The 20,368-nt window shown below is 47.9% G+C and carries 26 protein-coding genes and 2 pseudogenes; 2 read left to right on the top strand and 26 right to left on the bottom strand.

Features of this window, described 5'->3' with window-relative positions; genetic code table 11:
* Positions 1 to 47: 47 nt before the first annotated feature.
* Together AC53GJ_RS01670 and AC53GJ_RS01665 are read left to right on the top strand one after the other, a co-directional pair.
* Positions 48 to 280, top strand: a pseudogene (locus AC53GJ_RS01670) (transposase); the annotation flags it as partial.
* 234 nt (positions 281 to 514) lie between these two features.
* Positions 515 to 1,541: pseudogene (locus AC53GJ_RS01665) on the top strand (IS630 family transposase).
* A 130-nt stretch (positions 1,542 to 1,671) separates the two neighbouring features.
* Here AC53GJ_RS01665 and rplQ read toward each other — a convergent pair.
* From rplQ to rplP, 26 genes are all read right to left on the bottom strand, one after another.
* Positions 1,672 to 2,073: a 50S ribosomal protein L17 gene (gene rplQ, locus AC53GJ_RS01660; protein ID WP_496730798.1), complete on the bottom strand. Its 402-nt coding sequence runs from the start codon at positions 2,071 to 2,073 to the stop codon at positions 1,672 to 1,674.
* A 39-nt stretch (positions 2,074 to 2,112) separates the two neighbouring features.
* Positions 2,113 to 3,102, bottom strand: a complete 990-nt coding sequence (locus tag AC53GJ_RS01655; RefSeq protein WP_260658529.1) for a DNA-directed RNA polymerase subunit alpha — start codon at positions 3,100 to 3,102, stop codon at positions 2,113 to 2,115.
* 27 nt (positions 3,103 to 3,129) lie between these two features.
* The gene (gene rpsD, locus AC53GJ_RS01650) at positions 3,130 to 3,750 is read right to left on the bottom strand and encodes a 30S ribosomal protein S4 (RefSeq protein WP_496730797.1); all 621 of its coding nucleotides are present in this window, start codon (positions 3,748 to 3,750) and stop codon (positions 3,130 to 3,132) included.
* A gap of 31 nt (positions 3,751 to 3,781) precedes the next feature.
* Positions 3,782 to 4,171, bottom strand: a complete 390-nt coding sequence (rpsK, locus tag AC53GJ_RS01645; protein ID WP_008899098.1) for a 30S ribosomal protein S11 — start codon at positions 4,169 to 4,171, stop codon at positions 3,782 to 3,784.
* Between the two features lie 11 nt (positions 4,172 to 4,182).
* Positions 4,183 to 4,539 carry a 30S ribosomal protein S13 gene (rpsM, locus tag AC53GJ_RS01640; protein ID WP_496730794.1) on the bottom strand — a complete coding sequence of 119 codons (357 nt, stop codon included), beginning with the start codon at positions 4,537 to 4,539 and terminating at the stop codon, positions 4,183 to 4,185.
* A gap of 135 nt (positions 4,540 to 4,674) precedes the next feature.
* The gene (rpmJ, locus tag AC53GJ_RS01635; RefSeq protein ID WP_082335860.1) at positions 4,675 to 4,788 is read right to left on the bottom strand and encodes a 50S ribosomal protein L36; all 114 of its coding nucleotides are present in this window, start codon (positions 4,786 to 4,788) and stop codon (positions 4,675 to 4,677) included.
* 22 nt (positions 4,789 to 4,810) lie between these two features.
* Positions 4,811 to 6,139 carry a preprotein translocase subunit SecY gene (gene secY, locus AC53GJ_RS01630; protein ID WP_496730793.1) on the bottom strand — a complete coding sequence of 443 codons (1,329 nt, stop codon included), beginning with the start codon at positions 6,137 to 6,139 and terminating at the stop codon, positions 4,811 to 4,813.
* A 15-nt stretch (positions 6,140 to 6,154) separates the two neighbouring features.
* A complete protein-coding gene (gene rplO / locus AC53GJ_RS01625) occupies positions 6,155 to 6,589 on the bottom strand; it encodes a 50S ribosomal protein L15 (protein ID WP_496730792.1) in 435 nt (144 codons plus the stop codon).
* A gap of 3 nt (positions 6,590 to 6,592) precedes the next feature.
* Positions 6,593 to 6,775, bottom strand: a complete 183-nt coding sequence (rpmD, locus tag AC53GJ_RS01620) for a 50S ribosomal protein L30 (protein WP_496730791.1) — start codon at positions 6,773 to 6,775, stop codon at positions 6,593 to 6,595.
* Between the two features lie 6 nt (positions 6,776 to 6,781).
* Positions 6,782 to 7,288: a 30S ribosomal protein S5 gene (gene rpsE, locus AC53GJ_RS01615; RefSeq protein WP_442966039.1), complete on the bottom strand. Its 507-nt coding sequence runs from the start codon at positions 7,286 to 7,288 to the stop codon at positions 6,782 to 6,784.
* A 6-nt stretch (positions 7,289 to 7,294) separates the two neighbouring features.
* Positions 7,295 to 7,645, bottom strand: coding sequence for a 50S ribosomal protein L18 (gene rplR / locus AC53GJ_RS01610; RefSeq protein WP_496730790.1), 351 nt, complete (start codon positions 7,643 to 7,645; stop codon positions 7,295 to 7,297).
* A 9-nt stretch (positions 7,646 to 7,654) separates the two neighbouring features.
* Positions 7,655 to 8,188: a 50S ribosomal protein L6 gene (rplF, locus tag AC53GJ_RS01605; RefSeq protein WP_496730789.1), complete on the bottom strand. Its 534-nt coding sequence runs from the start codon at positions 8,186 to 8,188 to the stop codon at positions 7,655 to 7,657.
* Between the two features lie 15 nt (positions 8,189 to 8,203).
* Complete coding sequence (rpsH, locus tag AC53GJ_RS01600; RefSeq protein ID WP_496730788.1) at positions 8,204 to 8,596, bottom strand: 30S ribosomal protein S8; 393 nt, start codon at positions 8,594 to 8,596, stop codon at positions 8,204 to 8,206.
* Positions 8,597 to 8,616: 20 nt separating this feature from the next.
* Positions 8,617 to 8,922, bottom strand: a complete 306-nt coding sequence (gene rpsN, locus AC53GJ_RS01595; RefSeq protein ID WP_496730787.1) for a 30S ribosomal protein S14 — start codon at positions 8,920 to 8,922, stop codon at positions 8,617 to 8,619.
* Between the two features lie 11 nt (positions 8,923 to 8,933).
* On the bottom strand, positions 8,934 to 9,473 hold the full coding sequence (gene rplE, locus AC53GJ_RS01590) for a 50S ribosomal protein L5 (RefSeq protein ID WP_496730786.1): 540 nt from the start codon (positions 9,471 to 9,473) through the stop codon (positions 8,934 to 8,936).
* Between the two features lie 20 nt (positions 9,474 to 9,493).
* The gene (gene rplX, locus AC53GJ_RS01585) at positions 9,494 to 9,808 is read right to left on the bottom strand and encodes a 50S ribosomal protein L24 (RefSeq protein WP_496730785.1); all 315 of its coding nucleotides are present in this window, start codon (positions 9,806 to 9,808) and stop codon (positions 9,494 to 9,496) included.
* A gap of 9 nt (positions 9,809 to 9,817) precedes the next feature.
* Complete coding sequence (rplN, locus tag AC53GJ_RS01580) at positions 9,818 to 10,186, bottom strand: 50S ribosomal protein L14 (protein ID WP_031568313.1); 369 nt, start codon at positions 10,184 to 10,186, stop codon at positions 9,818 to 9,820.
* 246 nt (positions 10,187 to 10,432) lie between these two features.
* A complete protein-coding gene (locus AC53GJ_RS01575) occupies positions 10,433 to 12,541 on the bottom strand; it encodes a peptidase domain-containing ABC transporter (RefSeq protein WP_496730784.1) in 2,109 nt (702 codons plus the stop codon).
* Positions 12,541 to 13,782: a beta-barrel domain-containing protein gene (locus AC53GJ_RS01570; RefSeq protein WP_496730783.1), complete on the bottom strand. Its 1,242-nt coding sequence runs from the start codon at positions 13,780 to 13,782 to the stop codon at positions 12,541 to 12,543. Before AC53GJ_RS01570 ends, AC53GJ_RS01575 begins: the two co-directional genes overlap by 1 nt.
* Before the next feature lie 15 nt (positions 13,783 to 13,797).
* On the bottom strand, positions 13,798 to 16,932 hold the full coding sequence (locus tag AC53GJ_RS01565) for a lantibiotic dehydratase (RefSeq protein WP_496730782.1): 3,135 nt from the start codon (positions 16,930 to 16,932) through the stop codon (positions 13,798 to 13,800).
* A gap of 23 nt (positions 16,933 to 16,955) precedes the next feature.
* On the bottom strand, positions 16,956 to 18,155 hold the full coding sequence (locus AC53GJ_RS01560) for a lanthionine synthetase LanC family protein (protein ID WP_496730781.1): 1,200 nt from the start codon (positions 18,153 to 18,155) through the stop codon (positions 16,956 to 16,958).
* A gap of 118 nt (positions 18,156 to 18,273) precedes the next feature.
* Positions 18,274 to 18,471, bottom strand: a complete 198-nt coding sequence (locus AC53GJ_RS01555) for a hypothetical protein (protein WP_496730780.1) — start codon at positions 18,469 to 18,471, stop codon at positions 18,274 to 18,276.
* Between the two features lie 61 nt (positions 18,472 to 18,532).
* On the bottom strand, positions 18,533 to 18,751 hold the full coding sequence (locus AC53GJ_RS01550; protein WP_496730779.1) for a hypothetical protein: 219 nt from the start codon (positions 18,749 to 18,751) through the stop codon (positions 18,533 to 18,535).
* Positions 18,752 to 19,501: 750 nt separating this feature from the next.
* Positions 19,502 to 19,756, bottom strand: a complete 255-nt coding sequence (gene rpsQ, locus AC53GJ_RS01545; RefSeq protein WP_496730778.1) for a 30S ribosomal protein S17 — start codon at positions 19,754 to 19,756, stop codon at positions 19,502 to 19,504.
* The gene (gene rpmC / locus AC53GJ_RS01540) at positions 19,756 to 19,947 is read right to left on the bottom strand and encodes a 50S ribosomal protein L29 (protein WP_068059832.1); all 192 of its coding nucleotides are present in this window, start codon (positions 19,945 to 19,947) and stop codon (positions 19,756 to 19,758) included. The genes rpsQ and rpmC overlap by 1 nt, the downstream gene beginning before the upstream one ends.
* Entirely contained in the window at positions 19,947 to 20,360 is a 414-nt protein-coding gene (gene rplP, locus AC53GJ_RS01535; RefSeq protein WP_068059829.1) for a 50S ribosomal protein L16, read from the bottom strand. The genes rpmC and rplP overlap by 1 nt, the downstream gene beginning before the upstream one ends.
* Positions 20,361 to 20,368 lie beyond the last annotated feature (8 nt).

The following is a 20,368-nucleotide window of genomic DNA, read 5'->3' as shown; positions in this document are numbered from 1 at the left end:
CGATAAATCCTCTGAAGACCTGCTTGGTGAACAATGCGTCTTTTTGATACTCACCGCAAATCCGTCAAGTGATTTACACTACCAACGCTATCGAATCATTCAATGCCAGCCTGCATCAGGTCACTAAAACTAGACGGCCGCTTCCCTAATGATGATGCGGTGCTGAAGCTACTGTATCCGGATCTACAGCAAGATAGCCAAAAAGTGGACAATGCCGCTGCGTGACAGGAAACCGGCGATGACGCAATTTATGCTCATGTACGGTGACCGTCTATCGTGATGGTAAACAGCCACTTACACAGAGAATTTTACAGTCTCACCTCCGAGCAGGAACATAGTAAAACAAGTGGTTCAGATTTCAATTGTTGCAGTGGAGCAGTTTTGCATTGTTAGCCAAGTATTGGGCTCTAGTGATATTAGCCGCCTTACCCTGCTACAAAGGCTAAATCGCTATATACCATTCCATCATGTGTTCCGTTCTAGTTGAGTTTCTGCATCAGTACGGCTTAGCCTTATGAATCATACCGCTGCAGATTTGCTCAAACTCTCCCGCGCCGAAATAAATGCCGGCAAGCGCATGCGTTTGCTGGCGCTGTGAGTGTAAAAACTGCACATTGGTTGCCAACCAGCTTAAAATCAGCCGCACCAGTGTCAATACCCGGGTGAGCCAATACCTTGCATCTGGCCCCGAGGGTTTGGAAGCTGCGTAAAGCAAAGGGGCGTCCGCCATTTTTGACTGGCCAACAGCAAAAACAATTGGGCGACTTTATGACCTCCCAAAGCCATAATGAATAAGGTGGCAGGCTGAGCGGTGAAAAGATCCTGTACTACATCAAAGCCGAGTTTAGAGCGCATTATCACCACAACGCCATTTATAAACGACTGAAACAACTTGGGTTTAGCGGGATAACCAGCCGCTCGCGGCACCTGAAGCAACAACAAGGCGTCCAGGGCGCATAGATAAAACTTCCAACGGGCAACGGTCCTTAACATTCCTGGCACGGTGCGACTGGAAGCTGTCGATGTCTGGTTTGGGGGATGAAGCCAGAATTGGCCAGCAGAACACAGCCACGCACATATGGGCAATAACAGGCTCTTGGCCACGTGCGGTCAAACAGCAGCAATTTCAATACGCAGATCTTTTCGGCGCCATCTGCCCGGCAAATGGTGCAACAGAAGCATTGATAGTTCCTTTTCTGAGTAAAGAGGTGATGAAAATGCACTTAGCGCAAATTTCAGCCACAACAGCCAAGGGCCGCTATGCAGTAGTCGTGATGGATGGCGCGGGTTGGCATGCTGATGGTATTGCAGACGAATTTTTAAATCAGACGATATTAAAACTGCCACCGTATTCACCTGAGCTCAATCCGATAGAGCAAGTATGGAGCCTGCTACGGCAACACCACTTAACCAAACGTTGTTTTGAGAACTACAAAGCGATTGTGGATGCCTGCAGCGATACCCGGAATGACTTTATCAGCGATACTGCTCGGATGATCAAGCTGTGCTCAAGAGACTGGGCGGTACTGCACAGATTTTAAGATGGAATGGTATTACACCTCCAAGCCACTAGTTTGACTACCACAGTCAATCTGGTTGCGCTTGCGCGCAAAACGCTCGGCGTAGCCATAAAAAAAGCCGGCTGACGCCGGCTTTTATCATCAAATTAGCTTATTCAGCTGCAGTTTCTTCAACTGGCAGAGCTGCGTCCACTGCTGGACGGTCTACTAACTCAATATAAGCCATTGGTGCATTGTCACCGGCACGGAAGCCACACTTCAGAATACGAGTGTAACCACCTGGACGCGTGTTGTAACGCGGGCCCAGCACGTTGAACAGTAAACCAACAACTTCTTTATCACGAGTACGGGCAAAAGCTAAACGGCGGTTTGCAACGCTATCATTTTTAGCCAGTGTAATCAGAGGTTCGATTACACGACGTAACTCTTTTGCTTTTGGCAAAGTCGTTTTGATGATTTCGTGCTTCACCAGCGAGCTTGCCATATTGCGGAACATTGCCTGACGGTGGCTGCTGTTCCGATTTAACTGACGACCACTCTTGCGATGGCGCATGATCTATTCCTTCTCACTAAACCAGGAACTGGTATCTGGTTAGTCTTTGTTTACCAAACTAGCTGGCGGCCAGTTTTCCAGGCGCATACCTAAGGACAAACCGCGTGACGCCAACACGTCTTTAATTTCGGTAAGTGACTTTTTACCCAGGTTTGGCGTTTTCAGAAGCTCAACCTCGGTACGTTGCACCAGATCACCGATGTACTGAATCTGCTCTGCTTTTAAGCAGTTGGCAGAACGAACTGTTAATTCCAGGTCATCAACCGGACGCAACAGAATCGGATCAAATTCCGGCTTCTCTTCGCGTTTTTCTGGCTCGCTCTTGTCACGCAGCTCAACAAAGAATTCCAGCTGTTCGGCCAGAATAGTTGCTGCACGACGGATCGCTTCCTCAGGCTCAACTGTGCCGTTGGTTTCCATGTCGATAACCAGTTTGTCCAGATCGGTACGCTGTTCTACCCGCGCGGCTTCCACTGCATAAGCAATACGCTCAACAGGGCTGAAAGACGCATCAAGTAACAAACGACCAATTGGACGTTCGTCATCTTCAGAGGAGACACGGGCAGATGCCGGAACATAACCGCGACCACGTTGCACTTTCAGACGCATACTGAATTCAGTTTCGCCAGTCAGGTTGCAGATTACGTGCTCAGGGTTGACGATCACAACACCGTCGCCACGCTGGATATCACCAGCAGTTACAGGGCCAGCACCTTTCTTGGTTAAAGTCAGTGTGACTTCATCTTTGTCTTCCAAACGAACGGCTAAGCCTTTCAGGTTCAAAAGGATATCGATGATATCTTCTTGTACGCCTTCTTTGGCGCTGTACTCATGAAGCACGCCGTCAATTTCCACTTCCGTCACTGCACAACCTGGCATGGACGATAAAAGGATCCGACGTAACGCGTTGCCCAAGGTATGCCCGAAACCGCGCTCAAGTGGTTCCAAAGTAACTTTGGCACGAGTTGGGTTGATTTTTTCGATACCAACTAATCTCGGCTTAAGGAATTCGGTGACAGAACCCTGCATTGTATCCTCTCTTAAGAAAATGCCTTACTACTTAGAGTAAAGTTCGACGATTAACTGTTCGTTGATGTCAGCTGACAAGTCTGAACGCTCTGGACGACGTTTGAAAACACCTTCCATTTTCTTCGTGTCAACTTCAATCCAAGTTGGTTTTTCGCGCTGTTCAGCAACTTCTAAAGCAGCAACAATACGCGCTTGCTTCTTAGCTTTTTCACGAACAGCAACAACTTGTTCTGGAGCAACAGCATAAGAAGGAATGTTCACAACTTTACCGTCGAGCAGAATAGCTTTGTGGCTTACTAACTGACGCGCTTCAGCACGAGTGCTAGCAAGGCCCATGCGATAAACCACGTTATCTAAACGAGACTCCAGTAACTGAAGCAGGTTTTCGCCAGTGTTGCCTTTCAAACGAGCAGCTTCTTTGTATAAATTACGGAACTGCTTTTCCAGCACGCCATAAATACGACGTACTTTTTGTTTTTCGCGTAATTGCAAACCGTAATCTGATAAACGACCGCGACGAGCGCCGTGCTGACCAGGAGCAGTTGCTAAATTACACTTTGAATCGATTGCTCTGACGCCGCTTTTCAGGAACAGGTCTGTTCCTTCGCGACGACTCAGTTTGAGCTTAGGACCCAAATATCTTGCCATCTTCTTTCTCCAATAATCTTAGAAGCGCTAATTACACGCGACGTTTTTTCGGTGGACGACAACCATTGTGTGGAATCGGCGTCACGTCGGTGATGTTTGTGATGCGGTAACCAGCTGCGTTCAGCGCACGAATGGCTGATTCACGGCCTGGGCCTGGACCATTAACAAACACTTCAAGATTCTTCAGACCATATTCTAACGCGGCAGTACCAGCGCGCTCAGCAGCAACCTGTGCAGCGAACGGCGTAGACTTACGCGAACCACGGAAACCAGAACCACCGGCAGTTGCCCAGCAAAGAGCGTTACCTTGACGGTCAGTGATCGTGACAATGGTATTGTTGAAAGACGCATGGATATGAGCCATACCGTCAGAAACTTGCTTTTTTACCCGTTTACGAGTACGAACTGGTGCTTTAGCCATGTTGAATCACCTTATTTCTTAATCGCTTTACGTGGGCCCTTGCGGGTACGCGCATTAGTTTTAGTGCGCTGACCACGGACCGGCAGACTACGACGGTGGCGCAGGCCACGGTAGCAACCCAGGTCCATTAAACGCTTAATGTTTAATGTAATTTCACGGCGTAAGTCACCTTCAACGGTGTACTTAGCAACTTCTTCACGAAGCGTGTCCAACTCTGCGTCAGTTAACGTAGAGATTTTACGGGTTTCTTCGATACCCACTGCAGAAAGGATAGCCTTTGAGCGGGTTTTACCGATACCAAAAACATAAGTCAAAGAGATGACTGCATGTTTATTATCGGGGATGTTAATGCCAGCGATACGGGCCACTAACGTTCTCCTATAAAAAATTAAAAGGGTGCCGATTTGAAAAGCCCGTAAGGATACTCAAACGGCGGCCATATTGCAACAATAAGTCGGGGCTAAACTAAAAAGTCTAGCCCTTTCTTAATTTTTTCTGCGGTATTAGCCTTGGCGTTGCTTGTGCTTAGGCTCTACACAAATTACCCGCACAACGTTGTTGCGCTTGATAACTTTGCAGTTACGGCAGATCTTCTTAACGGAAGCTCGTACTTTCATGACTTAACTCCGCAAAATTACCTTAACGACCGAAGCCCTTAAGATTTGCCTTTTTAAGCACAGAATCATACTGATGAGACATCAGATGGGTCTGTACCTGTGCCATAAAGTCCATGATTACCACAACGATAATCAATAATGATGTACCACCGAAGTAGAATTGCACGTTCAGTGCAACCATCATGAACTCAGGAACCAAACAGATAAAGGTGATATACGCCGCGCCAGCTAAGGTCAGGCGAGTCATTACTTTATCAATGTATTTTGATGTCTGTTCACCCGGACGAATGCCTGGAATAAAAGCACCAGATTTTTTCAGGTTATCCGCTGTTTCACGTGGGTTAAATACCAACGCTGTATAGAAGAAACAGAAGAAGATAATCGCTGCAGCATACAAAATGATATACAGCGGTTGTCCCTGCGATAGATTCAGTGCTAACTCCTGGAAGAAGTTGGCAACCATACCATCACCTGAGCCGAACCAAGTCGCAATTGTACCAGGAAACAGAATTATGCTTGAAGCGAAAATTGGTGGGATTACCCCGGCCATGTTCACCTTCAGCGGTAAATGACTGCTCTGCGCTGCAAAAACCTGACGGCCTTGCTGACGTTTCGCATAGTTTACCACAATCCGGCGCTGTCCGCGTTCGAAAAATACTACGAACCAGGTAACAACCACAACAATCGCCACAATAAACAGCAATAACAAAAAGTGCAGATCGCCTTGACGCGCCATCTCAATCGTCTGGCCTACGGCCGACGGGAAGCCAGCAACGATACCGACAAAGATCAGCAACGAGATACCATTACCAATACCACGCTCAGTAATTTGTTCACCTAACCACATTAAGAACATGGTACCAGTGACTAAACTGACAACGGCAGTAAAGTAGAAACCAAAACCTGGGTTAATCACCAGACCTGGCATCATATTTGGCAGACCAGTGGCAATACTTGCCGCCTGGACCAATGCTAAAGCTAAGGTACCGTAACGTGTATACTGATTAATTTTGCGCTTGCCTGCTTCACCTTCTTTCTTCAATTCAGCCATCTTCGGGTGCATCACCGTCAGCAACTGAACAATAATTGAAGCAGAAATGTAAGGCATAATACCAAGCGCAAATACAGAAGCACGCTCAAGTGCACCACCGCTGAACATGTTAAACATTTCAACGATGGTACCTTTTTGCTGTTCGAATAATTGAGCTAGCACGGTGGCGTCAATTCCAGGAATTGGCACAAAAGAGCCTAACCGAAATACGATTATGGCCATCAGTACAAATAACAGACGGGCTTTCAGCTCGCTGAAGCCGCCTTTTGCACTTTTTGAGTCCTGACCTGGTTTAGCCATCGCGTCCTATCCTTATTATTCTTCGACTTTGCCGCCAGCAGCTTCAATAGCAGCACGTGCACCTTTAGTTACACGTAAGCCTTTCACTGTGATTGGACGAGTTAACTCGCCAGACAGGACAACCTTCGCGAACTTGATGTTGCGTGTGATGATATTTGCTTCAGCCAAAGTGGCTAAATCAGCTACATCGCCAGCTACTGCAGCCAGTTCGTGTAAACGAACTTCAGCAGAGACTAAGCCTTTTAATGATGTAAAACCAAACTTAGGCAGACGCTGTTTCAGAGGCATTTGACCGCCTTCGAAACCTGGACGTACTTTACCGCCAGAGCGAGATTTCAGACCTTTGTGACCACGGCCACCAGTCTTACCTAAGCCAGAACCGATACCACGACCTAAACGGCGCTTCTCTTTTTTCGAGCCTGGTGCCGGAGAAAGTGTATTTAATAACATCGCTTACTCCTCCACTTTAACCATGTAATACACAGTGTTGATCATACCGCGCACTGAAGGAGTATCTTCCAGTGTGACAGTGTGACCAATACGGCGTAAGCCTAAACCAACCAGAGTCGCTTTATGCTTCGGTAAACGACCGATGCTTGACTTAGTCTGGGTTACTGTTACTGTTTTTTGAGCCATGGCAAATTACCCCAGGATGTCGTCAACGCGTAAGCCACGTTTAGCGGCTACCTGAGCTGGCGATTTGATCGCAGACAGGGCGTTGATAGTGGCGCGAACCACGTTAATCGGGTTAGTTGAGCCGTAGCACTTAGACAGTACGTTTTGTACGCCTGCTACTTCTAACACAGCACGCATTGCACCACCGGCGATGATACCGGTACCTTCAGAAGCTGGTTGCATGTAAACATTCGAACCAGCGTGAACACCCTTCACAGGGTGGTGCAGTGTATTACCGTTTAACTCAACTTGAGTCATGTTACGGCGCGCTTTTTCCATTGCTTTTTGAATAGCAGCTGGTACTTCGCGTGCTTTACCGTAACCGAAGCCGACACGGCCGGTACCGTCACCAACAACTGTCAGAGCGGTGAAGGAGAAAATCCGACCACCCTTAACAACTTTGGATACACGATTCACAGCAACCAGCTTCTCTTGCAAGTCAGATTGTTGTTTTGCTTCTACGTTAGCCATGATCTACTCCTAGAATTGAAGACCGGCTTCACGCGCCGCGTCGGCTAACGCCTGCACACGACCATGATACTGGAAACCGCTACGGTCAAAGGCAACTTTCGTTACGCCTTGAGCCAGTGCACGTTCAGCAATCGCCTTACCAATAGCTTTAGCGGCGTCGACGTTACCAGTGTACTTCAACGATTCACGGATTGAAGCTTCAACAGTAGACGCAGCAACAATCACTTCAGCATTTGGTGCGATAAGCTGGGCATAGATGTGACGTGGCGTACGGTGTACAACCAAGCGATTCGCACCTTGTTCGATAATATTTCTGCGAACGCGTTTAGCGCGGCGCAGACGAGCAAGTTTCTTATCCATCGTCCTACCCTACTTTTTCTTCGCTTCTTTACGACGCACGTTTTCATTAGCGTAACGAACACCTTTACCTTTATAAGGCTCTGGTTTGCGATACGCGCGGATGTTTGCAGCGACTTGACCAACTAATTGTTTGTCAGCACCTTTCACCAACACTTCTGTCTGAGAAGGGGTTTCGACTGTGATACCAGCTGGTACCTCAAACGCCACCGGGTGAGAAAAGCCAAGGCTCAGGTTTAATACCTTACCTTCTGCTTTAGCACGGTAACCAACACCAACTAATTCCAGCTTGCGGGTGTAGCCTTCAGCAACACCAGTAACCAGATTGTTGATCAACGCGCGAGCGGTACCCGCTTGTGCGTCTGCATTCTCGAAACCGTCACGTGGATTGGTACGTACAACGTTACCATCAACAACGATCTCAACTGCAGGGTTAACGTTTAACGTCAACTCGCCGTTTTTACCCTTTACCACAACTGTCTGACCATTCAGTGTGATAGTCACACCTGCTGGGACGGCGATGGGGGCTTTAGCAACACGAGACATAGATTACTACCTCCGTTACGCTACGTAGCCGATGATTTCGCCACCGATACCAACCTTGCGCGCGGCACGGTCAGTCATTAACCCTTTAGACGTAGAAATAATTGCTACACCTAAACCGCCCATTACTTTTGGTAATTCGCCGCGTTTCTTATAGATACGCAGACCAGGCCGGCTAACACGATCGATAGTTTCAATAACTGATTTGCCCTGGAAATACTTTAAAGTAACTTCCAGTTCTGCTTTTACATCAGCAGAAACAGCGAAATCTTCGATGTAACCTTCGTCTTTTAATACTTTCGCGATAGCAATCTTCATTTTTGAAGATGGCATCTTAACCGCAAACTTCTTGGCAGCTTGGCCGTTGCGGATGCGAGTAAACATATCCGCTACTGGATCTTGCATGCTCATAGCTGTTACTCCCGTGATTCTTACCAGCTAGCCTTACGAAGGCCAGGAATTTCACCGCGCATCGCTGCTTCACGTACCTTGATCCGGCTCATGCCGAATTTGCGAAGGTAACCGTGAGGACGACCTGTTACACGACAACGATTACGTTGACGGGCAGGGCTTGAATCACGCGGTAACGTTTGCAGCTTCAGAACTGCTGCCCAGCGGTCTTCGTCAGAAGTTGCCGGATTAGCAATAGCGTCCCGTAATGCATGACGTTGCTCAGCGTATTTGGCTACCAGTACTGCACGCTTTGCTTCGCGTGCTTTCATTGATTGTTTTGCCATGACCCTACACCTTATTTCTTGAATGGGAAGTTAAACGCGGCAAGTAATGCACGCCCTTCGTCATCAGTACGCGCAGTCGTTGTGATAGTGATATCTAAACCACGTACCGCATCTACTTTGTCATAATCGATTTCAGGGAAAATGATTTGCTCACGAACGCCCATACTGTAGTTACCACGGCCGTCGAACGACTTAGGATTTACACCGCGGAAGTCGCGGATACGAGGAATAGCGATAGACACTAAACGCTCGAGGAAATCCCACATACGCTCGCCGCGCAGGGTCACTTTAGCACCAATAGGGTAGCCTTCACGGATTTTGAAACCAGCTACTGATTTGCGAGCTTTAGTAACCAATGGCTTTTGGCCAGAGATAGCAGTTAAATCTGCTACAGCGTTATCTAAAACTTTTTTATCAGCAACAGCTTCACCCACACCCATGTTGAGTGTGATTTTCACAATCCGAGGGACTTGCATGACGCTAGTGTAGCCGAACTGTTTGAACAGCTCAGGAACTACTGTGTCTTTATAAATTTCATGCAGTTTCGCCATCGTATTACTCCAATAGCTGTTTAGATTTTTTCATTATTCGATTTGAAGAAGCGAACTTTCTTGCCATCTTCAAAACGGAAACCAACGCGATCAGCCTTACCAGTGGCAGGGTTGAAAATCGCTACATTTGATACATGAATCGAGGCTTCTTTCTCGACGATACCGCCTGGCGTATTCAGAGCCGGTACAGGCTTCTGATGTTTTTTAACCAGGTTCACGCCGGTAACATAAACACGACCTTCAGCAACTAATACTTTAGAAACTGTACCGCGTTTACCTTTGTCCTTACCAGTAAGAACAACAACCTCGTCATCACGACGGATTTTACTAGCCATGGTGACTCCTTACAGTACTTCTGGGGCCAGAGAAACGATCTTCATGAATTTTTCACCACGAAGTTCGCGGGTAACAGGTCCAAAAATACGTGTGCCGATCGGTTCCAGCTTGTTGTTTAACAACACAGCTGCATTGCGATCAAAACGGATCAGAGAACCGTCCTGACGGCGTACGCCTTTGCGTGTACGCACCACCACAGCATTCAGAACGTCACCTTTTTTGACCTTACCGCGAGGAATTGCTTCCTTGACGGTGATCTTGATAACGTCACCAATTGCTGCATAACGGCGATGCGAACCACCTAAGACCTTAATACACATTACGCTGCGCGCGCCGCTGTTGTCTGCGACTTCCAGCATAGATTGCATTTGGATCATCTTAGTGCTCCGCTATTCCACTACGAGTAATCCCGAAGGATTACGATGCTTTTTACTAACTACTTTCCCCATACAAAAGGGCGCGTGATTATAACAGCACTTTCTACAAATAGGTAGCTCAAAATAAAAACATCTTGAGCATGCACTGTTGTACTGAAATCTGGACTTGTTATGGTGCCCAAAAGAGCAGGATTCAAGCCGCCAGCAAAAAATACCAGCGGCAAGATATTGATTTATATTGCGCTATTAGTTTGAGTTCGAATCTTGGCTGCTATCGCCAAGCCGGATAACCCTATCGACAGAAGCGATAGTTTCTGGCCGGTGAGCGATCACCACTCTGGTTATTTTTAAACCTTTTATCGCTTCACTGACGCAAAATTCAGTTTTTATATCCAAATGACTGGTCGCTTCATCCAGAAAAAGAATTTTTGGCTGGCGATACAGAGCCCGGGCCAGTAATAAACGTTGTTTCTGACCACCTGACAACGCCGAGCCCATATCACCGATTAAACTGTTATAACCCATCGCCATTTGTTGTACATCATGATCAATAGCCGCCAAAGCCGCGCACTCAAGCATCAGTTGCTCATCCGGCTGCTCTGCAAAAAAGGTGATATTCTCGCGGATAGTCCCTGATAACAATTGATCATCCTGCATCACCGCCGCGATTTGCTGGCGATAACTGCGCAAGCCAAATTTATCCAGTGCCACACCATCGATCAGGACTTCACCCTGCTGTGGCTGCAACAAACCCAGCATCAGCTTCATCAGCGTGGTTTTGCCACAACCAGACGGCCCCACCAGCGCCACCGACTCACCAGCTGCGATCTGCAGGTGAACCTGCTGTACCACCCATTTGCTGGCATCACTGTAGCGAAATGACAAGTCGCGCACTTCCAGCGCGCCTTCGACCGCCCTGCTCCCCACCTGGTTCTGGTGGATATTTTCCTGTTCGGTTAAAGCAATATCTGACAATCGGTCAAAATGCAGGCTGAGCATTTTAAATTGGATAAATTTTTCGATAAGTCGGGCCATCCGTTCCAGGAATTGCGCTTTATACGCGATAAATGCAAACAACATGCCGGTACTGAAGCTTCCATCCAGTACTAATAAAGCGGCCAGATACACTACCACAATATTTTCAATGCCAAATAACAGCCGATTCACTGAGGTATAGGTCAGGTTAAACACCCCAAGCGTGATGGCTTTATTGGTAACATCAACAAAATAGTTTTGCCACAGCGCTTCGCGCTTCACTTCCGAGCCAAACAGCTTGATAGTCTGCATCGCCCGCATGGTTTCCATGAAGTTGGTATTTTCTTTGGCCTGCGCCAGAATTTCCTGCTCTGATACCTGCCGCAATGACCGATACATGGCCAGCCGGAACACGGCATAAATGAGCACGGCCACCAGCACCACCACAGTCAATTGCGGACTGTAAAACAGGATCACGCCAAGCACACCCAGCGCCATCAGCCCATCGATTAACGCTTCCACCATACCGGCAGTTAGCAGTTCCCGCACTTGCCGCAGCGAACCAAAACGCGACACCACATCGCCGATATGACGTTTCTCGAAATACGACAGTGGCAGACGGATCAAATGGTGGAATAAATTGGCGGCCATCTGAATATTCAGCAAACTGCCAAAATGCAACAGCACAAAACTACGCACCGCACTGGTCATCACTTCAAACAGCAATAGCATAAAAAAGCCAACTGCCAACACCACCAATAAGCTGGTGTCGTGGGTCAGAATCACATCATCCACCACCAATTGCATATAATAAGGTGCGGCGATGGTGAATAATTGCAGCAAGATCGACAACAAAAACAATAATGTCAGCGAACGCTTCAGACCGGTGATCCTGGACCAGAAGTGGCTCAGACCTAAGCCGGTTTGGCCTTGTTTTAGTTCAAAACCAGCCACTGGCAGCAGTTCCAATGCGATACCAGTGAAGTGTTTTGACACTTCACTCAGCGGCAATTTGCGTTCACCGTAGGCCGGATCATGAATAATACAGCCCTGTTTTGACACAGATTTCAGCACCACAAAGTGGTTCATATCCCAGTGCAGGATACAGGGTGTACTGAGCTGACTTAACTGTTCCAGTTCCAACCGTAATGGCCGGCTGCTGAGCTGTAAACGCTCGGCAAAATTCATCAAATCAAGCAAAGTACAACCATTGAGCGACAGCGAGAATTTTTGCCTCAATTCCACCAGCGAACTTTGATAACCATGAAAGGCCGCCACCATAGCCAGGCAAGCCAGGCCACATTCCGCCGCTTCGGTTTGCCGGATCAAGGGTAATTTGTCGCTTGGCCACAACGACACCCGGCTTGCTAAACTACTCATCACAACTGTCCTTTCAGACTCAATACAGGTTCGAATAACCAATGCAACAAATTACGCTGCCCAGTGATCACATCCGCATTCAGCGTCATATCAGGTCGCAGCGCTAATTCACGCTGATAGGCCTGCACCGACTGACGTTCCAGTTGTAATATCACCCGATAACCGGGTTCTTTTAACGCAAATTCTGGTACATCTGCAGGTAATAACACGGCCTGACTGACGGCTTTCACTGTTGCCTGATGCACACCAAAGCGTTCATAAGGAAAAGCATCAAAACGGATGCGGGCTTTTTGCCCCACTTCGATAAAAGCAACTGCCCGGGTTGGTACATAGACAACCGCTTCCAATTGCACTGCGGCTGGCACAATACTCATGGCAACAGCACCGGCTTGTACTGATTGGCCGGCCTGATAACGTAAACCACTGACCACGCCATCGGCAGAGGCGCGATAAACCACGGTCTGCTCATGTTGCAATCTGGTTTGTTGATTACGCAGTTCTGACAGTTGCTGATCTAACAACGAAAGCTGCGACTTTAACTCCAACGGCAACTGCTCCAGCAAACTCTGCTGCTCCCGCTGCTGCGATTGCAGCAATAATTGCTGGCCTTTGAGCGACTGAACCTGTTGCTTCAGCGACAACAAGGTATCTTTTTGCCGGTTTAGTTCAAGTTGTGAAATATAGCCGGAACCAGCCAGTTGTTGCACTTGCCTGACCAGGTTTTCGTTCAATTGCATCCGTTCGGTAAAGGTTTGCAACTGGCCTGCCAATTCAGTGTTTTGTTGCTGTAGTAGCGTCAGTCTGGCTTGTGCTTCTGCCAGCCGGATTTGATGCCGGTCTTGTTGCTGTTGCTTCTGTAACGCAAGACTGGCAATCATCGCCTGCATTTCTTGCTGCAAGGTCTGGCTCAGCTCCGTATCACCCTGGCCATAATGCGGCATGCTCAGTTGCAACAACGGCTGACCCGTCTTCACTTGCTGTCCTTCACTGACCCAGACTTTACTGACGATGCCGCTTTGGCCAAAAGTGAGTCGGTTTACGCCCTGTTGCGGTTGCAACAGGCCAAACACGGTTTCTTTGCGCTTATACTCAGCACTGAATAAAAACAACAGTGACAACACTACGATCACGGTCAGCAAGCCAGCCAGCCAGGAAAAAGCTGGTAACTGCGTGATGCTGACCTCGCCCTGCAATCTGTTACTTTGCTCAGCCTGAACTTCCTGCCGGAATAAAGATTTCATGCCTGACCCAGACCTTCAGCTTGCCGCAACAGGCTGACGCGCCTGTTGCGCCAGATATAATCGTCGTAAAAAATCATAAATCACAAACTCCTGCTCACGTCCATACGCTTTAAACAACCGGTTATTGAGCATATGCAGCAATGAAGCTAACAGAGTATCCAGCGAACAAGCAAGTTGATTCTGCACCTGCAGCAGCCGGATTTCATTGGCTAATGGACTGATTTTCAACATAAATTGCTGAAGAAGCAGTTGCAACTCCTGTTGTACCGGATCGGCCGTACCTTTTGATTGCCATAACAGCGCAAAATCACTTTCCATTGAGGGTTTAAATTCACGATATTTAGTGCCAAGCTGCTGCCGCAATTGTGCATGCTCCTGGAACTCGGCGCCAAAGGAGGTCCGTAGCTGACTAATCAAGGCCAGTTTTGCCGCGGCATCATAACCAAAAGCCTGTAACATCGCGTGCACAGCCAGCAAAGCTAACCGCCACCGCACCGATTCATCATGACTGGAAATCAACTGTAAACCAGCCAGCACCAATTCACTGTCATAACGGAAAATCTGCTCTGATATCAACATAGCTGCCGCGCCGCCGTAACGCTCCACCTCACGTTGGTAGGTAAACACTTCAATACGGTGTAATAACTGCGCTTGTAACTGTGGCGCCAGCAGACGCTGTAAGGCTGGCAGTAACTGCCCATGTAACAACGCCGGCTCACCGCGAAAGCGCAGCCGCAGATGCCAGTCAGGATCCCCATAACGAATAAAGAACCAGCTGCTACACCATTGCTGCTCGATGCAATGCTGCACAAAAGGTTGCAGTTGTTGTAACAGCACCATTTCAGCCGTGCTTTGCGCAGCATAAATTTTTAAGCTAAGCCAATCTGAGCCCGGCGGAAAATAACGTGCTAGTTGCTGTTCGAGTTGGGCTGCAGGATTGTCATGCAGCACTTGGGCTGTTTTAGCTTGTGGATTAAAGAAGGGTAATAAAATTTCGTGGGCAAAGTCGCCTTGCGCATTATGGACCAACGGCTGATATTGGCAATGCAAAGCCTCTTTGAGCGCCACAAACTTGCGATGTTGCGTTTCGGCCAGCAACACTTTGACCAGTTGCATATTGTGCAGATCGATAGTGAGGACGTTATCTGCCATGGCAAAAGTCACATAGCGGTGCAACTGGTACTCTTGTTGCAGTCGCAGCCACTGCTCTGGTTGCCAGCAATCATCTTTAATCAGTGCTGCAATATCATTGCGCTCGACTTGCCATTGCTGTTCCAGAATGATCAGTTGATCTATTTGTACTCTGGGAACCATTTTCATCTGCTGCATTTTTTCTGGCAACTGGGCATAAGGCAATTGCACATCCTGCCCTTGTAACATCGCAAGGAAACGATAGATGCCAAGGCTACGACCGGAATAATTGTGCGCACAGGACAAACGCGGGATGATTTGTCGTTGCAGCCGGCGCGACCAAAGCTTCAATTGGCTTTGTTCGTAAAATACATACAAGTCAGCCACCGGGATTTGATATTCAGCCGGTTGCTCCGTATCCGCCCAGAAGATAATTTCATAAGGTCGTAATGCCGGCCGGGCTATCACATTACCAGGCCTGCCATCCGGCATATGGACAATTTCGGCAAAAATGGCATCCGGCGAAGCCGCTTGCTCCTGCGCCAGATGTTGTTGCAGTTTGGCCGTCAGTTCAGCCGACAAATGACAAAACCTGCCGATTAAATTGGCAGCGGATGGCCCATAACAACCCTGAAAATGGATCAGCGGTTGTTGCGCGGCGTCCTGATAGCAGGCAAAAGTACTGGCAAAAGATGCTGGCAGTTTAGCTGCCAGTTGCTGAAGGTCCTGCTCTTTTAATAGCGTTTTCGCCGACAACTGGACTGGCGCAGCGGGCAAGGATCCGAGGGCTTTTAACAGTTCAAACTCTAATGGATTAAACTTGCTGCTGCTTTGACGCTGCCGGTTGTTAATGTTGATGCCAGCCAGCAGCGGGGTGGCATAACCCACATCTGATGAAAAAGAAATACCGGCTTCTTCATCCAGCAATTGCAACAACGGGACAAACTGTCCTTCAAAACGGCGGTTAAACTGCTGAGTGAAATCCTGGAATCTGGCTTCCGGCTGCTGCTGTAATACCATTAATGCCAGCAAGCCCTGCCCGAGTTGATTGGTTATCCCCTGCCCCAGCTCACAGTGGGAAAAACTGCGCAGCACATCGGTTTGGAACAATTTGTTGGCTGACACCGGAAACGGTAACTGTTTTAACTGCTGATAAATCTGCAGGTAATCGGCAGGTTCATTCTGCGACTTTTGATCAAGCTGCCGTAACGCCGTGATCACCTGTTGCAGTCCGGCCGCAATCTCAGTATGACCCGTCTGCGCTAAAGAGCGGACAAAAGCCTCATCTGGATTACCACTGGTTAATGGTAGTTTGATTTGTGTCTGGATCACGCCTTCAGCGCGTAATTGCTGCACATACTGCCAAATTTCTTCCGCATCATTATCCGGATATTGCTGAGTTAACCAATCTGCCAACTGTTGCAACGAACAAGCAGGTTGAAACTGGGCCAAAATACCGATTAACACCTCATCGACATTCAGCATGCTCAGACGGTACTGGCGAAAGTCCTCCGATTGGTAACTTTCGATATAATGAAAACGATCAGCAAAACGGAACAAAGTTGGATTCACCACATAGCTTAAGCTGGCATCTGTCGCAGCTTGATTGGTCAGGTGGTCGCGGATTTGGTTCAGATAAAACATATCCAGTCTGGTGATGCGCTGATCCTGCTGCATCTCGGCTGGCGTTAACACAGTGTCAGCCGCGACTGCACCCAGACTGATACCGGAGAACAAGCCAAAAGGTGTCGGCCGACAGCTCATCCGGATTAAATATTTTAATAAAGCTTCATTCAACTTGGCGTCTTGTTTAGGCTGAGAATACCATTGATCAACCCGTTCCAGCAAAGATGGACTGGCCAGATACAAGGCTTCTCTGACGCCCTGCTGCTGCAACCAGCTGCGGAGAAAATCATTTAACTGCGTCGACTCGGCCGGAATTGCTTGAAATAACTTTAAGCTCAGTCTTGGCGTTCGGATCACGAAAAAATCGGCCACTTGCAGTGGATTCTTTTGCATAACAGGCATCCTCTAATTATGTTTTATGCCAGTAACAACACATCAGTCCAGTTGGTGGTAGCACCAAGCGCCGCCAGCAGACAGAGTCCGATGCCGGCATAGCCGTCCAGTAGACAACTGTTGGCTTCCGACTCAGCACCGGTATAGCGATTCAAACCATGTAATCCCTCTGCACGATACAGCTGCAGGGTGAATTGTAACCAGCGGCCCGCTGCAACACACAACTCATTATTGTTTAAGTGACTATTGAGCAACATAAAAAGTAACATAACACCAGCGCTGCCATGGCACAATCCGGCATCATGCACTTTGCCTTGCGTTTCATCTCTTAATGTTGCCGAATGGCTGATCTGGCTAGCTAATTGGCGATAATCCGCGTTGTCCAGCAGCGTGGCGGCACGCGCTAACAATAAAGCTATCGGTAAATCACCATAACACCAACCTAAACGGCTGCCCTTCTCCTGGCCACTGAGTGCACTGAAATGACAGTGCTGTCTGGGTGGTTGAAATCTTTGACTAAGCAACCAGTTCAGACCTGGCCGCAGAATGTCAATCGCAGACTGTCGAAACTGGGTAAACTGCAGCAATGGCAGCATAGCCGCTAACACGGCAGGATTGCCATGTGCCAGACCGAGGTTGTACTCCGCCGTTGTCACATCAGTCGTCTCAATCCGAAACGGCGATTGCGGCGATGTTGGCCAAGCCCAGAACTCAGGACTGAAATGATCGGCCAGCAGTGGTAAATGCCTCAACAGTTGCTGTACATGCGCCTGACACTGGCCTCTTTTTAATCGCCGCACTAAATAAGGTGTCCAGCCGGCCAGCCCATTGACACTCTCGTAATCACCATGCCAATGTTCAACGCTGATTTGGTGCAGTAAAAACTCATCCAACTGCTGAGTTAAATCCAACTCTGGCAGCTGTTCACCGCTGATATAATCCAGTAACCAACCAATGCCAGTGAGCCCACGACATAAGTTGGTTTCAGGTAAAACCTGCGGAATTTGCTCAATCAATAAATCAAGTTCGCTATTTAGCCACTCATCATCCGCCAGACTTGGATCAAACTTAGCTAATTCATAGCAGAATAATAACTGGCCGGCCCGGCCATTCAACAGGGCGGCTTCTGGTCGCAAGTTGGCTTTGATATAACTGGCTAATTCAGCCAACATTTGCCGTATCAGTTGACCATCGGCACTGTCTGGTGAAATTATAGAGGACATTATTTTTCCTGTGACTTTTACTGCAGTAACAACAAGCCTCAGTTAACGCTGACATTGCCGCATACCCAATAAAAGGATTGCTGCTGCAATCCTTTATTCAGGTGATTCCAGCCGCCTGTCAGTAACAGGCTATCGCGCCACTGCACAGCCTATGTGGTAAAGTCGGCGGCTCAGGCGGACAGTTATAGGTTAAATAGCTACTCTGCGCTTCAGCTTTGTCAGCACCGCCGATCTGCGGCGTTAACTCATCTGGCAGTACTTGTGAATCAAGCGATAAATTAATTAAGGCAGCTTTTTTTAAACTGAGTTTCATCATCGATTCCTTGATATGAAGACAAAATATTTAAAAAGGAGCAGCCTAGCTGCTCCCGATGTGATTAGTAACAGTGGTGATTGCCGCTACCAGTACACAGTGTATGTGGCCGTGTTGGTGGCTCCCAGCAAGCTGCTGTTTCAACCGGGCAGTTATAGGTGACATAGCTGCTGTTCACATCAGCGTTCTGACCACCACCGATTTGTGGCGTCAGTTCTGCGGGTAACATTTGTTCGTCTTTAGATAAGTGGACTAACGCAGCTTTTTTTAAAGTTAATTTCATTTTCACGTCCTCTTGATTAGTTTGAAGTTCAGCGACAAAGCTCAAATCACAGCCACTGCTTAAGCTGTGATGCCCCGCATACAGTGTGTGTTTGCGGCAGCACCTCCACCTCCAGCCATCAATCCGCTATCACTGACAGCGAACAGCGCTGAGGTGCCAAATTGGCATCTAAACCTTTGACTGCAACACTCCGGTGTTCCCAAGCCAGTATCTTCAGTAGCTCGCTTGCGGCCCTGGAGCCAAAGTGTGTTTTCAATACAACTCTGCTGTTGAACCTTGGGTATCAATCACAATTTTGTTTTTGTTTTGCTGTGCACAGCGAAGCTATATCTAATCATTTATTAGATAAATAATTGATGGACAGCTAATAAATTCGCAATAAAGATATTTTTAATACTGAAACAGGAAATAAATTGATAAAAAGGGGACAAAAGCAGTTTGTTGATAAAGGGACAAGCGCTGGCGCGAAAAGTAGATTTCTGATACTGCCAGCTAATACTTGCAGATCACGAATGAATAGTGTTGCACTGACCCGGCTGCGACTGCAGTTGCAGCTCCTGTGTAGCAGGAAAGGCTGTGTCGCAGTGTATTGTCTGGAATCGGCGCAAGCTGGTTCGGAGTTTAATTAAAAAATCAACACCGGCAGTTTACCGATCAAATAGATGACTAACCTACTGCACAGGCCGGAGTATCTCAAGCATAAAAAAGCCAGTCACAAGGACTGGCTTTTTAGACGAATCAACAATTCAATTAAGAAGCTGACCCAACAATAGCAACCAGAGTCCATGACTTTGTCTTGGACAGAGGACGGCATTCGCGAATAGTCACGATGTCGCCTTCATTGCACTGATTGGTTTCGTCATGTACGTGCAGCTTGGTAGTGCGCGTAATGAATTTCCCATAGATTGGGTGCTTCACGTGACGCTCGATAGCAACAACGATAGACTTGTCCATCTTGTTGCTCACTACTTTACCTTGCAGCGTACGGGTGTTTTTTTCGCTCATTATACACCTGCCTTCTCGGTTAAGATGGTCTTCACACGTGCGATATCGCGACGCACCGTTTTCAGCAAATGAGTCTGAGCCAGCTGGCCGGTCGCTGCTTGCATGCGCAGGTTGAACTGCTCACGTAACAGGCCCAGTAATTCAGCTTTTAACTCTTCTACGCTTTTTGCTTTCAGTTCGCTTGCTTTCATCACAATACCGTCCGCGTTACAAAGGTTGTCTTAAATGGAAGTTTGGCAGCAGCCAGCGTAAACGCATGACGTGCTAATTCTTCCGACACACCGTCCATCTCATACAGGACTTTGCCAGGTTTAATCTGGCAAACCCAGTATTCCACGCTACCTTTACCACTACCCATACGAACTTCGAGTGGTTTCTGCGTCATTGGCTTGTCTGGGAACACACGGATCCAGATTTTACCAACACGCTTAACGGCACGGGTCATGGCACGACGTGCTGATTCGATTTGACGTGAAGTCATTTGACCACGTTCTACTGATTTCAGTGCGTAAGTACCGAAGCTAACCTTGTCGCCAACATGGGCTAAACCACGGTTACGGCCTTTGTGCACTTTACGAAATTTAGTACGTTTTGGTTGCAACATCGCTCAAT

The sequence above is a fragment of the Rheinheimera sp. B2H12 genome, from assembly GCF_059620065.1.
This window is presented reverse-complemented; position numbering and strand designations above follow the sequence as displayed.

Coding starts and splice junctions, on each gene's coding strand:
- rplX (WP_496730785.1), bottom strand. CDS start 9,808: ATGGCTAGTAAAATCCGTCGTGATGACGAGGTTGTTGTTCTTACTGGT.
- rplF (WP_496730789.1), bottom strand. CDS start 8,188: ATGTCTCGTGTTGCTAAAGCCCCCATCGCCGTCCCAGCAGGTGTGACT.
- rpmJ (WP_082335860.1), bottom strand. CDS start 4,788: ATGAAAGTACGAGCTTCCGTTAAGAAGATCTGCCGTAACTGCAAAGTT.
- rplN (WP_031568313.1), bottom strand. CDS start 10,186: ATGATCCAAATGCAATCTATGCTGGAAGTCGCAGACAACAGCGGCGCG.
- rplR (WP_496730790.1), bottom strand. CDS start 7,645: ATGGATAAGAAACTTGCTCGTCTGCGCCGCGCTAAACGCGTTCGCAGA.
- AC53GJ_RS01570 (WP_496730783.1), bottom strand. CDS start 13,782: ATGAAATCTTTATTCCGGCAGGAAGTTCAGGCTGAGCAAAGTAACAGA.
- AC53GJ_RS01565 (WP_496730782.1), bottom strand. CDS start 16,932: ATGCAAAAGAATCCACTGCAAGTGGCCGATTTTTTCGTGATCCGAACG.
- secY (WP_496730793.1), bottom strand. CDS start 6,139: ATGGCTAAACCAGGTCAGGACTCAAAAAGTGCAAAAGGCGGCTTCAGC.
- rpsK (WP_008899098.1), bottom strand. CDS start 4,171: ATGGCTAAAGCACCAGTTCGTACTCGTAAACGGGTAAAAAAGCAAGTT.
- rpsH (WP_496730788.1), bottom strand. CDS start 8,596: ATGAGCATGCAAGATCCAGTAGCGGATATGTTTACTCGCATCCGCAAC.
- rplP (WP_068059829.1), bottom strand. CDS start 20,360: ATGTTGCAACCAAAACGTACTAAATTTCGTAAAGTGCACAAAGGCCGT.
- rpmD (WP_496730791.1), bottom strand. CDS start 6,775: ATGGCTCAAAAAACAGTAACAGTAACCCAGACTAAGTCAAGCATCGGT.
- rpsQ (WP_496730778.1), bottom strand. CDS start 19,756: ATGAGCGAAAAAAACACCCGTACGCTGCAAGGTAAAGTAGTGAGCAAC.
- AC53GJ_RS01655 (WP_260658529.1), bottom strand. CDS start 3,102: ATGCAGGGTTCTGTCACCGAATTCCTTAAGCCGAGATTAGTTGGTATC.
- rplQ (WP_496730798.1), bottom strand. CDS start 2,073: ATGCGCCATCGCAAGAGTGGTCGTCAGTTAAATCGGAACAGCAGCCAC.
- AC53GJ_RS01550 (WP_496730779.1), bottom strand. CDS start 18,751: ATGAAATTAACTTTAAAAAAAGCTGCGTTAGTCCACTTATCTAAAGAC.
- rpmC (WP_068059832.1), bottom strand. CDS start 19,947: ATGAAAGCAAGCGAACTGAAAGCAAAAAGCGTAGAAGAGTTAAAAGCT.
- rplO (WP_496730792.1), bottom strand. CDS start 6,589: ATGTTATTAAATACACTTTCTCCGGCACCAGGCTCGAAAAAAGAGAAG.
- rpsN (WP_496730787.1), bottom strand. CDS start 8,922: ATGGCAAAACAATCAATGAAAGCACGCGAAGCAAAGCGTGCAGTACTG.
- AC53GJ_RS01560 (WP_496730781.1), bottom strand. CDS start 18,155: ATGTCCTCTATAATTTCACCAGACAGTGCCGATGGTCAACTGATACGG.
- rplE (WP_496730786.1), bottom strand. CDS start 9,473: ATGGCGAAACTGCATGAAATTTATAAAGACACAGTAGTTCCTGAGCTG.
- AC53GJ_RS01575 (WP_496730784.1), bottom strand. CDS start 12,541: ATGAGTAGTTTAGCAAGCCGGGTGTCGTTGTGGCCAAGCGACAAATTA.
- rpsD (WP_496730797.1), bottom strand. CDS start 3,750: ATGGCAAGATATTTGGGTCCTAAGCTCAAACTGAGTCGTCGCGAAGGA.
- AC53GJ_RS01555 (WP_496730780.1), bottom strand. CDS start 18,471: ATGATGAAACTCAGTTTAAAAAAAGCTGCCTTAATTAATTTATCGCTT.